Below are 13,648 nucleotides of genomic sequence, written 5' to 3'. Positions count from 1 at the left end.
AACGCCCGGTCCCATTCCGAACCCGGAAGCTAAGCCCTCCAGCGCCGATGGTACTGCACTCGTTGGGGTGTGGGAGAGTAGGTCGCCGCCGACATTCAACGTGTTGTGGGCCCCCGCCGCCAGGCGGGGGCCCACTTTTTTGTATCCTCTTCAGGTGAGTATCGCGGATGGTTCCGGCGATGACCGCCCGCGAGAAGATCGCGACAGCGGCCGCGGAACCAGTGATCGGAAGGCCGGCCCACGGGGCGGCGGGGCACGAGGCCGGCAGTACGACGACCGCGGCCGGAAGGGCCGCGCGCCGCGACTCGGGTCCGGCTGGCAGGAGCTCGGCGGCGGTGAACGCCGCCCGCACGAGCGGCGCGATGGCCGGCCGGACGGCAAGAAGGGCAGCGACGGCGGCGATCGCCGCGGCGGCGCGAGCGGCCGGGCGTGGGACGAGCGCGGGCCGCGGCGTGGCGACGACAAGGGCCGCGACCGCGGCCCCAGGCGCGGGGACCCCACGCCTGGCGGGCGGGACGACCGCCCCGGCCGGGAGCGCAAGCCATGGGCCGAACGCGGCGACGCCCGCGGCCGGGACGGCGATCGGCCGGCAGGCGGGCGGAGGCCGTTCGGCGACCGCGACGAGCGCGACCGTCGACAGCGACCCGACCGCGCGGACGCGCGGGACCGGCGGGACGCCCGTCCTCCGCGCGACCGGCGACCGTGGGAGGACCGGGGTGACGAGCGGCGCCGGCGCGGCGACCGCGGCGGCGGGTGGCGGGACGACCGCCCCGCGGGCGAGCGGCGCCACGGCGACCGCGACGAGGGGCGCGCACGCCGCCCCGGCAGCGGGCCGCGCCGCGGTGAACAGCCGAGCCGAGCGGAGCGGCGCGGGCCGGGCACCGGGCGCAGGTTCGCCGACGCCCCGCCCCGGCAGCAGCGCACCGAGCGCGCGGTGCAGGCCGCCGCGCAGGTGCCCGAGCCGCCGCTGAGCGACGACATCACGGCCTCGAACCTCGACGCCGAGGTGCGACGCGACCTGCGCGGCCTGCAGCGCGACACCGCCGAGAAGGTGGCGCGGCACCTGGTGGCCGCGGGCCGGCTGGTGGACGAGGACCCGGAGCGGGCGCTCGAGCACGCCCGGTTCGCGCGGGCGAGGGCGTCGCGGATCGCGGTGGTCCGCGAGGCGGCAGGCATCGCCGCCTACCACGCGGGGCAGTGGGCCGAGGCGCTGAGCGAGCTGCGCGCGGCCCGGCGCATGGGCGGCGGGCCCGGGCACCTGGCGCTCATGGCCGACATCGAGCGCGCCCTGGGCCGCCCCGAGCGGGCACTGGAGCTGAGCCGCGGCCCCGAGGTGCGCGACCTGGACAAGGCGGAGCGCATCGAGCTCGCCATCGTCGCTGCCGGCGCGCGCCGCGACCTGGGCGAGCTGGACGCCGCGGTCGTCAGCCTGCAGATCCCGGAGCTCGACCCGAAGCGGCGCGAGCCGTGGAGCGCGCGGCTGTTCTACGCCTACGCCGACAACCTGCTCACGGCCGGGCGCGAGTCGGAGGCGCTGCAGTGGTTCGTGCACGCAGCCGACGCCGACGACAACGGCGAGACCGACGCCGCCGAGCGCATCGCCGAGCTCACCGGCGAACCCCTGCCGGACGACGAGTACGAGTTCGGCGTGGAGGTGGAGCCCGACGAGGCCGGCAGCGCCGACGACCGGGCCGACGAACCGCCTCTCGCCACCGAGGAGGCCCAGGCCGGCGCCGACGCCGCCGGGAGGCCCGCCGACGCCGACGCGGCTGACGCTGCCGCCGAGGGAGCGGCCGCCGGCCGGGTTGCCGCCGCCACCGCCGATCGTGCCGATGGCGGGCCGGCCGCCGCTGCCGAGGACGCCGCCACCGGCGGATCGGCCGAGCGGGCGGCCGCCGACCTCGCGGCGGATGCCGAGTCGGAGGATGCGGGCGCCGAGAGTGGGGCCGGCGCCGGCGATGCGGCCGCCGATCGCGCTGAAGACGGCGCCGACGGCCGCGCCGACGGCGGGCCGGACACCGCCACGGAGGACGCCGCGGTGGGCGGCTCGGCCGAGCGGGTGGGCGCCGACGTCGCGGCGGATGCCGAGTCGGAGGCCGCCGGCGCCGAGAGCGGGGTCGACGGCGGCGGTGAGCGTGCGCTCGACGGAGGCGACGCTTCCGCCGAGGGAGCGGCCGCCGGCCGGGTTGCCGCCGCCACCGCCGATCGTGCCGATGGCGACCCGGCCGCCGCTGCCGAGGACGCCGCCACCGGCGGATCGGCCGAGCGGGCGGGCGCCGACGTCGCCGTGGCCGCCGAGGCGGGGGCCGACAGCGCCGCGGACGGTGGCGCTGGGCGTGCGCTCCAGGCCGGCGACGCGTCCGCCGACCCTGCCGGCGGTCGGCCGGACACGGCTGGGGAGGACACGCCGGCAGCCGACGCGGCCGAGCGGGCGGGCGCCGACCTCGCGGTGGACGCCGAGTCGGAGGCCGTCGGCCCGGAGAGCGGGACCGACGTCGGCGCCGGCGACGCGGTCGCCGACCGCGCTGACGACGGCGCTGACGACGGCGCTGACGACGACGCCGACGATCGCGCCGACGGCGGGCCGGACACCGCTACCGAGGACGCCGCGGCGGGCGACCAGGCCCAGCAGGCCGGCGCCGACGCCGCCGCGAACGCCGAGGCGGCGGACGACCGAGCCGAGAGCCCGGGCCACGGCGGTGCCGGGGGTGCGGCCGGCGACGGCGCCGAGGACGGCACCGACGCCGCCGACAGCGACCCCGCGGACGCTGCCGCCGACGCGGTCGCCGCAGCCGCCGAGGGCGTTGCCGGCACCGGTACCGCGGGCACGGCCGCAGGCGGCCCCGAGGGCACCGCGCAGCCGAGCGGGGGAGCATCCGGGTGAGCGACGACCTCCTCGGCCGCCACGACGTCCTGCTCGCCGACCTCGACGGCACCCTCTACCGGGGCCGGGTGGCCGTGCCCGGCGCGGTCGAGGCGGTGCGCGGGGCGGCGCAGCGGGGCGTGCGCACGGTCTACGTCACCAACAACGCCTCGCGCCGGCCGGCGGCGGTCGCCGAGCACCTCGCCGAGCTGGGCTTCCCGGCGCGCACCGACGACGTCGTCGCCAGCTCGCAGGCCGCGGCCGCCCTGCTCGCCGACCAGCTGCCCGCCGGGGCGCGGGTGCTCGTCGTGGGCACCGAGGCGCTCGCCGACGAGGTGCGGGCGCGTGGGCTGCGGGTCGTCACCACGGCCGACGAGGCCGACGCCGTCGTGCAGGGCCACAGTCCCGAGACGGGCTGGCCGCAGCTCGCCGAGGCCACCGTGGCCGTCCGGGCGGGCGCGCTGTGGGTCGCGTGCAACCTCGATCCCACCCTGCCCACCGAACGCGGGCCGCTGCCCGGCAACGGGGCCATGGTCGGCGTCGTCTGCCTGGCCACGGGCCGGGAACCGCAGGTCGCGGGCAAGCCCGGCCCCGCGCTGCTGGAGGAGGCCGCGCGGCGCAGCGGCGCGCGCAACCCGCTGATGGTGGGCGATCGGCTCGACACCGACATCGAGGGCGGGCGGGCAGCGGGCATGGCCACCCTGCTCGTGCTCACCGGCATCTCCGACGCCGCCGAGCTGCTGGCCGCGCCGCCACGGCTGCGGCCCGACCACGTGGCCGCCGACCTGGGCGGGCTCACCGCCCGCCCCGAGGACCTGGCGATCGGACCGCGCCCCGGCTGGGACGTCCGCGTCGCCGAACCGGGCCGGCTCGTGCTCTCCGGCACCGGGGGCGACCCGGTCGACGCGCTGCGCGCGCTGTGCGCAGCGCACTGGGCGGCGGGCGGCGGGCCCGCGCACGTCACCGCGGAGGGGCCCGCGGCCACCGCAGCCCTGCGCGGCCTCGGCCTCGACGACGGCGGTCCGTCCGCCGGCTCGGCTACCGTGGCGGGTGCCGCCGTGCCCGATGACGCCGGGCACGGGGATGCGACGGTCCGCCGACCAGCGCCGCCCGCGTGAGCAGCCCGAGCGAAGCGGAGACAATCGAGAAGATGACCGTTCCCAAGCCAGGGCCGCCGCCACGCCCTGCCGACCCGCTCGAGGCCGTCGAGCAGGCCGTGGCCGCCCTCGACGGGCTCGCCGACCGGCCGCTCGCCGAGCACGTCGAGGCCTACGAACGGCTGCACGCCGCGCTGTCCGAAGCGCTCGCCGCCGGGTCCTCCGGGGGCGCGTGACCGACGATGGCCACCCGAGCCCGACTCGACGCCGAGCTCGTCCGGCGCGGGCTCGCCCGCTCGCGGCAGCAGGCGGCCGAGCTCATCGCGCAGGGCCGCGTCGTCGTCCGCGGCGTCCCCGCGGGCAAGCCCGCCACCGTCGTCGACCGGGACACCCCGGTCGTCGTGCAGCAGACCGACGAGCGCGAATGGGCGTCGCGCGGCGCGCACAAGCTGATCGGCGCGCTCGACGCGTTCGACGTCCGGGTGAGCGGCCTGCGCTGCCTCGACGCGGGCGCCTCCACCGGCGGGTTCACCGACGTGCTGCTCGACCGGGGCGCGGCCGAGGTCGTGGCCGTCGACGTCGGGTACGGCCAACTCGTGTGGCGGCTGCGCAGCGACGAGCGGGTGCGCGTGCACGACCGCACCAACGTCCGCGCGCTCGAACCGGAGGCGATCGGCGGCCCGGTCGATCTCACCGTGGCCGACCTGTCGTTCATCTCGCTGCGCACCGTGCTGCCCGCCCTCGTCGCCTGCACCGCCGCCGACGGGGAGCTGCTGCCGATGGTCAAGCCGCAGTTCGAGGTGGGCAAGGCCCGGTTGGGCTCCGGTGGCGTGGTGCGCAGCCCCGAGCTGCGGCTCGCCGCGCTCACCGAGGTCGCGGCCGCGGCGCGCGAGCTCGGGCTCGTGGTCCGCGGCGCCGTCGCGAGCCCCCTGCCCGGCCCCTCGGGCAACGTCGAGTACTTCCTGCGGCTGGCCCGCTCCGGCGCCGACGCGGGCGACGCCGTGCTCGCCACGGCGGTGGAGGAGGGTCCGTGACCCGCGAGATCCTGGTCGTCCTGCACACCGGCCGGGCCACCAACCTGCGCACGGCCGCGTCCGTGGCGCACCGGCTGGCCCGGTCCGGCGTCCGGCTGCGCGTGCTCGGCGAGGAATGGGCGCAGGTGGAGGGCGGCGATCTGCCGCCCGGGCTCGAGCCCCGGGTCGTCGAAGGCAGGCCGGGGTGCGCCGAGGGCGTGGAGGTCGTGCTCGTGCTCGGCGGCGACGGCACGCTGCTGCGCGCCGCCGAGATGGCCCGCCCGACCGGGGTTCCGCTGCTCGGGGTGAACCTCGGGCGCGTCGGGTTCCTCGCCGAGGCCGAGCAGGAGTCCCTCGACGACGCGCTCGACGCCGTCGTCCGGGGCGGGTACGCCGTCGAGGAACGCATGACGATCGACGCCGTCGCCCGCTCCAACGGCGACGTCATCGCGCGCACGTGGGCGCTCAACGAGGCCACGGTGGAGAAGAGCAGCCGCGAGCGGATCCTCGAGGTGGTGCTCGAGGTCGACGGGCGCCCGGTGTCGGTGTTCGGCTGCGACGGCGTCCTGTGCGCCACCCCCACCGGGTCCACCGCGTACGCCTTCTCCGCCGGGGGGCCGCTGGTGTGGCCGCAGGTCGAGGCGCTGCTGCTGGTGCCGAGCAACGCGCACGCGCTGTTCGCGCGGCCCATGGTGATCGCCCCGGACAGCGAGGTGGCGATCGAGGTCGACCCGCACGGCCCGCCCGCGGTGCTCGAGTGCGACGGGCGGCGGACGTTCGCGCTGCCGCCGGGGGCGCGCGTCGAGGTGGCGCGCGGCGCCACCCCGGTGCGGATGGTCCGCCTGGACGGCCAGCCGTTCGCCGACCGGCTCGTGCGCAAGTTCGACCTGCCGGTGCGGGGCTGGCGCGGCGCGCCGGGGACCCGGCACTGAGCCGGGCTGTCCGGGCCGCGCCGTAGGCTCTGAGGTCATGCTGGCCGAGATGCGCATCCAAGGCCTCGGCGTGATCGACGACGCGACGCTCGAACTCGACCCGGGGCTCACCGTCCTCACCGGCGAGACCGGTGCGGGCAAGACCATGGTCGTCACCGGCCTCTCGCTGCTCGGCGGCGGCCGGGCCGAGGCGTCGCGGGTGGCGGGGGGCGCCCGCCGCGCCGTCGTCGAGGGCAGGTTCACGGCGGACGCCGCGGCCATGGCCGTCGCCGACGAGGTGGGCGCCGACGCCGACGAGGACGGCACCCTCATCGCCGTGCGCACCGTGTCCGCCGACGGCCGCTCGCGCGCGCACCTCGGCGGCCGGTCGGTGCCGGTCGGGGTGCTGTCGCGGCTCGCGGAGGCCACGCTGGCCGTGCACGGGCAGAACGACCAGCTGCGGCTGCTGCGCCCGGCCGAGCAGCGCGCCCTGCTGGACCGGTTCGCGGGCGAGGCCGTCACCGGGCCGTTGGAGCGCTACCGGGCGGTGCGCACGGAGTGGCTGCGGGTGTCGAACGAGCTCGTCGAGCGCCGGGACGGGGCCCGCAGGCTCGCGCAGGAGGCCGACATGCTCCGCCACGGCCTCAACGAGATCGAGTCGGTGAACCCGCAGCCGGGGGAGGACGTCGAGCTGGTCGAGCTGGCCCGCAGGCTCGCCGCCGCCGACGACCTGCGGGAGGCGGCGCAGGCCGCGCAGGCCGCCCTGGTCGGGGCCGACGAGATCGACCCGGACGCGCCGGCCGCGCTCGCCCTGATCGGCGACGCCCGCCACCGCCTCGCCGCCTCCGGCGACCCGGAGCTCGCCGCGCTGGACTCCCGGCTCGCCGAGGCGCTCGCCCTGCTCGGCGACGTCGGCACCGAGCTCACCACCTACCTCGACAAGCTCGACGCCGACCCCGAGCGGCTCTCCCAGGTGCTCGCCCGCCAGGCCGAGCTGAAGGCGCTCACCCGCAAGTACGCCGCCGACATCGACGGCGTGCTCGCCTGGGCCGACGCCGCTCGGGAACGCCTCGGCAGCCTCGACACCTCAGACGAGGCCCTCGCCGCGCTCGCCGCCCGCCGCGACGAGCTCGCCGCCGAGCTGGCGAAGCTCGCCCAGGAGGTCACCGCCGCGCGCACCGAGGCCGCCACCCGCCTCGCCGAGGGCGCCACCGCGGAGCTCGCCGGGCTCGCGATGCGCGACGCCCGCCTGCAGGTGTCGGTCACCCCGCGGGAGGCCGGCCGCGACGCGCCCGACGCGCTGCGCGTCGGCGACACGCTGCTGCAGGCCGGCGCGGACGGCGTCGACGAGGTCGAGCTGCGCCTCGTCGCCCACGCGGGCGCCGCGCCGCAGCCGCTGCACAAGGGCGCCTCCGGCGGTGAGCTCTCCCGCGTGATGCTCGCCCTCGAGGTGGCGCTCGCCGGCGCCGACCCGGTGCCCACGATGGTGTTCGACGAGGTCGACGCCGGGGTGGGCGGCCGCGCCGCGGTCGAGATCGGCCGCAGGCTCGCCCGGCTCGCCGCCCGCCACCAGGTCATCGTGGTCACCCACCTGCCGCAGGTGGCCGCCTACGCCGACCGCCACCTCGTGGTCGACAAGACCGCCCGCGAGGACGGCTCCACCAGCAGCAGCGTCCGCACGCTCGCCGAGTCCGACCGCATCGTCGAGCTCGCCCGGATGCTCGCGGGCCTCGACCACACCGACACCGGCCGCGCCCACGCCGAGGAGCTCCTCGCCGCGGCCAGGGCCCACCGGGAGGCCGACCGGGCGGCGTCGAACGGCACCGCGAACGGTTCCCCGAACGGGACGGCGGGCCCGCGCCGGAAGGGCCGCAAGGCGGCGACCGCGGCCCGGTGAACGGGCGCCCCACGGCGCCGGCGGCCCCATTGGGCGGTGAACCGACGGTGACGGTGCGGCGTGCCTACGCGGGATCATGGGCGTCCGGTGTCACAGTGCGTGCATGAAGCTGTCCGGCCTGTTGCACCGCTCGCGTCCGGCGCTGCCCGGGCTGTCCGGCGTCGCCCGGGTCGACCGGCGCACCGACGGCCTGCTCCGCCGCATCAAGGCGGGCGAGATCGCGGTGATCGATCACGTCGACCTGGACCGCGCCACGGCGGAGGCGCTCGTCTCGGCGCAGGTGGCGGCGGTGGTCAACGCGGCGCCCTCCATCTCCGGCCGGTACCCGAACCTGGGGCCCGAGGTGCTCGTCGCCGCCGGCATCCTGCTGGTCGACGACGTCGGCGACGAGGCCCTGCGGGTCATCAAGGACGGGAGCAAGATCCGGATCCACGAGGGCGTGATCTACGCGGGCGAGCTGGAGCTCGCCAAGGGCGTCGAGCAGACCGTCGACTCGGTCGCCGACGCGATGGTGGAGGCCAAGTCCGGCCTCACCCACCAGCTCGAGGCGTTCGCCGCCAACACCATCGAGTTCATGCGCCGCGAGCGGGCGATGCTGCTCGACGGGGCGGGCGTCCCCGAGGTCGAGGTGCAGCTGGCCGACCGGCAGGTGCTCGTGGTCGCCGCGGGCTACGACCACGACGCCGAGCTCGCCCGGCTCGCGCACTACATCCGCGAGTACAAGCCGGTGCTCGTCGGCGTCGGCGCCGGGGCGGACGTGCTCTTGAAGGCGGGGCACCGGCCGCAGCTCATCGTCGGCGACCCGAGCGAGATCTCCACCGAGGCGCTGACCTGCGGCGCCGACGTCGTGGTGCCGGCGTTCGCCGACGGCCACGCGCCCGGCCTGCACCGCGTGCAGGACCTCGGCGTCGGCGCGGTGACGTTCCCCAGCACGGCCAACCCGGAAGACCTCGCGCTGCTCATCGCCGCGCACGGCGGGGCGTCGCTCGTGGTCACGGTCGGGCTCTCGGCGAGCATGGCCGAGTTCCTCGACCGCGGCCGCTCCGGCAGCATCGCCTCCACCTTCCTCACCCGGCTCCAGCTGGGCGGCCTGCTCGTCGACGGCCGGGTGATCGCCTCCCTCTACCGCAGCCGCATCTCGATCGGCGCGATCCTGCTGGTGGCCGCGTCCGCGCTGGTCGCGGTGCTGGCCGCCCTCCTCGTCTCGGACGCGGGCGAGGCGGTGCTGGCCTGGATCACGCAGGTGTGGCTGGGGCTCGTGCAGCAGATCAAGGACGTGACCGGGGGACTGTTCGGGTGATCTCCTTCCGCTACCACCTGGTGTCGATCGCCGCGGTGTTCCTGGCGCTGGCCGTCGGGGTCGTGCTCGGGTCGGCCGGGGTGTCGGACCGGCTGCTGTCGGCCGTCTCGGCCCAGGCCGACGACCTCGCGGGCCAGGTGCAGACGCTGCGCGCCGAGCGCGACGCCCTCGCCGCGGGGCAGCGGGCCTCCGACGAATTCGCCCGCCGCGTCGGGCCCGCCGCGGTGCGCGGCCAGCTGCAGGGCACCACCATCACCCTGGTGACCGCGGGCGCCGACCCCGCCGACCGGGAGGCCGTCGTGCGGCTGCTGGAGCAGGCGGGTGCCACCCTCGGTGGCGAGGTGGCGCTCACCCCCGCCGTCGGCGACCCGGCGCGCGGCGACCAGCTGCGCGCGCTGACCGCGGAGCTCTTGCCCACCGGCGCCCAGCTGCCCGCCGCCACCGACACCGGCAGCCTCGTCGGCGGCCTGCTCGGCGGCATCGTGCTCGCGGGCGGCCAGCCGGTCGCCCCGCAGGAGGCCGACGCGGTGCTGACCGGTCTCGCGGCTGCCGGGTTCGTCGCGCCCGGCCAGCGCCCGCAGCCCGGCAACGCGGTGCTCGTGCTCACCGGCGGCGCGCTGGAGGGCGTCGACGCGCCCGACGCCGCGGCCGTCATCGCTCGGCTGGCCGCCCAGCTCGACCGCGTGGGCGGCGGGGCGGTGCTGGCCGGGCGCGCCGGCTCCGCGGACGCCGCCGGCGCCGTGGGCGTCGCGCGCGCCGACCCCGACATCGCGCAGCGCATCTCCACCGTCGACGACATCCAGAGCGGGGCCGGTCAGGTGTCGGCGGTGCTCGCGCTGCGCGAGCAGCTGGACGGCCGCGCCGGCAGCTACGGCACCGCGGAGACGGCCACCGGGGGTGCGGCGCCCGCCGCCTGATCGGGTAGGCGCGCCGGGCGACACGCGGGGGAGTTGGCCGGGCCGGCTGGTTCGTATGTACCCTGGAGACCCGTGCAGCCTCGCGCGACGCGTCATCTTTTCGTCACCGGCGGGGTTGCGTCCTCGCTGGGCAAGGGTCTGACGGCCTCCAGCCTGGGCCAGCTCCTCACTTCCCGCGGCCTCCGGGTCATCATGCAGAAGCTGGATCCGTACCTGAACGTGGATCCGGGCACGATGAACCCCTTCCAGCACGGTGAGGTGTTCGTCACCGAGGACGGCGCCGAGACCGACCTCGACATCGGCCACTACGAGCGGTTCCTCGACCGGAACCTGCACGGCCGGGCGAACGTCACCACCGGCCAGGTGTACTCGGCGGTGATCGCCAAGGAGCGGCGCGGCGAGTACCTCGGCGACACCGTGCAGGTGATCCCGCACATCACCAACGAGATCAAGGACCGGATCCGCGCGATGGCGGAGCCGGACGCCGACGGCAACATCCCCGACGTCGTGATCACCGAGGTGGGCGGCACGGTCGGCGACATCGAGTCGCTGCCGTTCCTGGAGGCCGTCCGCCAGGTCCGCCACGACGTCGGCCGCGACAACTGCTTCTTCCTGCACGTGTCGCTGGTGCCCTACCTCGCCCCGTCCGGCGAGCTGAAGACCAAACCCACGCAGCACTCCGTCGCGGCCCTGCGCAACATCGGTATCCAGCCCGACGCGCTCGTGCTGCGGGCCGACCGGGAGATCCCGGACGGGCTCAAGCGCAAGATCAGCCTCATGTGCGACGTCGAACCCGACGGCGTCGTCGCCGCCCCGGACGCCCCGTCGATCTACGACATCCCGCGCGTGCTGCACCGCGAGGGCCTCGACGCCTACGTCGTCCGCCGCCTCGGCCTGCCGTTCCGCGACGTCGACTGGACGGTGTGGGGCGACCTGCTCGACCGCGTCCACCACCCGGACGAGACGGTGCGGATCGCGCTGGTCGGCAAGTACGTCGACCTGCCGGACGCGTACCTGTCGGTCACCGAGGCGCTGCGCGCGGGCGGGTTCGCCCACCGGGCGCGGGTGGAGATCGTCTGGGTGCAATCCGACGAGTGCCGCACGCCCGCGGGCGCCGCCGCCCACCTCGACGGGATGGACGGCGTGCTGATCCCCGGCGGGTTCGGCGTGCGCGGCATCGAGGGCAAGCTCGGCGCGATCCGCCACGCCCGCACCCGCGGCATCCCGACGCTCGGGCTGTGCCTCGGCCTGCAGTGCATGGTGATCGAGGCCGCCCGCTCGCTCGCGGGCCTCGCCGACGCCAACTCCTCGGAGTTCGACGAGCGCACCCCGCACCCGGTCATCTCGACGATGGCCGACCAGCGCGACGTGGTGGCCGGCGAGCGCGACATGGGCGGCACGATGCGGCTGGGCGCCTACCCGGCGGTGCTGAAGAAGGGCTCGGTGGTCGCGGCGGCCTACGGGGTGCACGAGGTGTCCGAGCGGCACCGGCATCGCTACGAGGTCAACAACGCCTACCGGGAGCGCCTGGAGGAGGTCGGGCTCGTCTTCGGTGGCACCTCGCCGGACGGCAAGCTCGTCGAGTTCGTCGAGCTGCCCGCCGACAAGCACCCGTTCTTCGTCGGCACCCAGGCCCACCCGGAGCTCAAGAGCCGCCCGACCCGGCCGCACCCGCTGTTCAGCGCGTTCGTCAGGGCCGCGCTCGACTACCGGGCCGCCGACCGGCTGCCCGTCGAGCTGCCCGCCCGCGAGCCCGCCGCCGCCGGGGCCAAGGCGGGCGTGAACGGGGCGCCGTCGTGACCGGTTCCCGGCACGAGTTCGCGGTCCAGTCCTCGAAGGACGTCTACGTCGGCAAGGTCATGGCCCTGCGCGCCGACGAGGTCGTCATGCCCGGCGGCGGGACGGCCGTGCGGGAGATCGTCGAGCACCCGGGCGCGGTCGCGGTCGCGGCGCTCGACGCCGACGACCGGATCATGATGGTCCACCAGTACCGGCACGCCCTGCGCAGGCGGCTGTGGGAGCTGCCCGCCGGGCTGCTCGACGTGCGCGGGGAGGACCCGCTCGGCACCGCGCAGCGCGAGCTGACCGAGGAGGCGGGGATCACCGCGAGCGAGTGGGCCACCCTCGTCGACCTCGCGCCCTCGCCCGGGTTCACCGAGGAGGCGGTGCGGGTCTACCTGGCGCGCGGCATCACCGAGGTGGGGCGCCCGCCGGTGGAGGGGGACGAGGAAGCCGACCTCACCACGCGGTGGGTGTCGTTGCCGGTCGCGGTGCGCATGGTGCTGTCCGGCACGATCGTCAACAGCACGACCGTGGCGGGCGTGCTCGCCGCGCAGGCCGTCGCGGGCGACCCGTCCGCGCTCCGCCCCGCCGACGCGCCGTGGCCGGATCGGCCCACGCGGTTCGCCGACCGGATGGCGCACGGGGGCAGCTGAGCCCGGGCTCAGCGGGTCGCGGCGAAGTCGACGTCCTTGGTCTCCGGCCCGGCGTAGGCGCCTGCGGCGCCCAGGAGGCCGCCGATGGCGAGCAGGATCGGCGCCGCCGTCAGCGGCGGCACCAGCGCGTCCAGACCGGCGAGGAAGAACGCGTAGAACGACGGGATCACCACCGAGACGCTGAACCCGATGCCGAACCCGGAGGCCCGCACGTCGGTGCGGAACCGCTCGTTGATGTAGGCGAGCACCACCCCCCACGGCGCGGTCACCACGACCTGGAACGCGCAGACCAGCAGCACGATCGCGGGGAGCGGCAGCCCCTCGCCGTGCACCAGCACCCACAGCAGCACGGTGCCGACGAGGACGATGGAGATGCCGGATGCGATGAAGAACCGGCGGCGGCCGAAGCGCTGGCCGAGCACACCGGCGGCGATGTAGCTCCCGACCAGGCAGGCGTACGCGATCAGCAGGGTGACGGTGAGCTGGGTGCTCGTCAGCCCGACGAGGTCCGGCAACACCACGGTCGGCAGGTAGAGCGTGGTCAGGTTCTGCGTCAGCCAGAACCCGGTCATCATCGTGAAGACCTGCAGGAACGTGCGGCCGGTCCGGCCCCGCAGCAGGGCCTTCAGCGGAGCCGAGGCCTTCTCGGACCCGGCGGCGGCACCCGCCGAGGCCTCCCAGATCTCCGACTCGGCGACCTTGTGCTTGTAGTAGAAGAACAGCGCGAACGCGAGCAGCGCGCCGATCACGAACGGGATCCGCCAGCCCCACACCGCGTACGGGGAGTCGGGCCCGGCCAGCGGGAACACCGCGAACGCGGCCAGCGCGCACAGGGTGATCGCGATGTAGGCCAGCGGGAACGCGGCGAGGATGACCCCGCCGAGCAGCCCGCGCTTGTGCTTGGGCGAGTACTCCATGGCCAGCGGCAGCGCGCCGGTGTAGCCGCCGCCGAGGCAGATGCCGTCCAGGAAGCGGAGCAGGATGAGGATCAGGTACGACGCGAGCCCCAGCGTGGTGTAGCCGGGCACCAGCGCGATCGCGAGCGTGAGGACGCCGAATCCGGCGACCGAGATCATCGTCGATCGTCTCCTGCCGAGCCGGTCGGCCACCACCCCGAAGATGACCGCCCCGATCGGCCGTCCGATCAGCGTGGTGGCGAAGACCAGCGAGGTGAGGATCGCCGACGCCCGGGGCGAGAGATCCGCGGGCTGGAAG

At 76.4% G+C, this 13,648-nt stretch carries 10 protein-coding genes and 1 rRNA gene; 10 read left to right on the top strand and 1 reads right to left on the bottom strand.

Translation table 11 applies throughout. The features are described from left to right. From rrf to VKZ81_RS05325, 10 genes are all read left to right on the top strand, one after another. Positions 1–94 (top strand): 5S ribosomal RNA (rrf, locus tag VKZ81_RS05370); the annotation flags it as partial. 2,786 nt (positions 95–2,880) lie between these two features. After that, positions 2,881–3,981 carry an HAD-IIA family hydrolase gene (locus tag VKZ81_RS05365; RefSeq protein WP_324240288.1) on the top strand — a complete coding sequence of 367 codons (1,101 nt, stop codon included), beginning with the start codon at positions 2,881–2,883 and terminating at the stop codon, positions 3,979–3,981. A 32-nt stretch (positions 3,982–4,013) separates the two neighbouring features. Continuing rightward, positions 4,014–4,196, top strand: coding sequence for a hypothetical protein (locus VKZ81_RS05360; protein WP_324240287.1), 183 nt, complete (start codon positions 4,014–4,016; stop codon positions 4,194–4,196). Between the two features lie 6 nt (positions 4,197–4,202). Beyond that, positions 4,203–4,994, top strand: coding sequence for a TlyA family RNA methyltransferase (locus tag VKZ81_RS05355; RefSeq protein WP_324240286.1), 792 nt, complete (start codon positions 4,203–4,205; stop codon positions 4,992–4,994). Further along, entirely contained in the window at positions 4,991–5,905 is a 915-nt protein-coding gene (locus VKZ81_RS05350) for an NAD kinase (RefSeq protein WP_324240285.1), read from the top strand. The genes VKZ81_RS05355 and VKZ81_RS05350 overlap by 4 nt, the downstream gene beginning before the upstream one ends. A gap of 37 nt (positions 5,906–5,942) precedes the next feature. Then, positions 5,943–7,781 (top strand): DNA repair protein RecN, encoded by a 1,839-nt coding sequence (gene recN / locus VKZ81_RS05345; protein ID WP_324240284.1) that lies wholly within the window; start codon positions 5,943–5,945, stop codon positions 7,779–7,781. A gap of 103 nt (positions 7,782–7,884) precedes the next feature. After that, the gene (steA, locus tag VKZ81_RS05340; protein WP_324240283.1) at positions 7,885–9,081 is read left to right on the top strand and encodes a putative cytokinetic ring protein SteA; all 1,197 of its coding nucleotides are present in this window, start codon (positions 7,885–7,887) and stop codon (positions 9,079–9,081) included. After that, a complete protein-coding gene (locus VKZ81_RS05335) occupies positions 9,078–9,998 on the top strand; it encodes a copper transporter (protein WP_324240282.1) in 921 nt (306 codons plus the stop codon). Before steA ends, VKZ81_RS05335 begins: the two co-directional genes overlap by 4 nt. Before the next feature lie 72 nt (positions 9,999–10,070). After that, positions 10,071–11,798: a CTP synthase gene (pyrG, locus tag VKZ81_RS05330; protein WP_324240281.1), complete on the top strand. Its 1,728-nt coding sequence runs from the start codon at positions 10,071–10,073 to the stop codon at positions 11,796–11,798. Between the two features lie 59 nt (positions 11,799–11,857). Next, entirely contained in the window at positions 11,858–12,433 is a 576-nt protein-coding gene (locus VKZ81_RS05325; protein ID WP_324240289.1) for an NUDIX hydrolase, read from the top strand. Between the two features lie 8 nt (positions 12,434–12,441). Here VKZ81_RS05325 and VKZ81_RS05320 read toward each other — a convergent pair. Further along, positions 12,442–13,648 (bottom strand): MFS transporter (locus VKZ81_RS05320; RefSeq protein ID WP_324240280.1); only part of this gene is annotated, 1,207 nt, incomplete at its 5' end.

Origin of the sequence: Pseudonocardia sp. (genome assembly GCF_035305885.1) — a bacterium.
Classification (GTDB): domain Bacteria; phylum Actinomycetota; class Actinomycetes; order Mycobacteriales; family Pseudonocardiaceae; genus Pseudonocardia.
The sequence above is the reverse complement of the archived record's forward strand: the minus strand, read 5'-3'. Positions and strand labels throughout refer to the sequence as shown.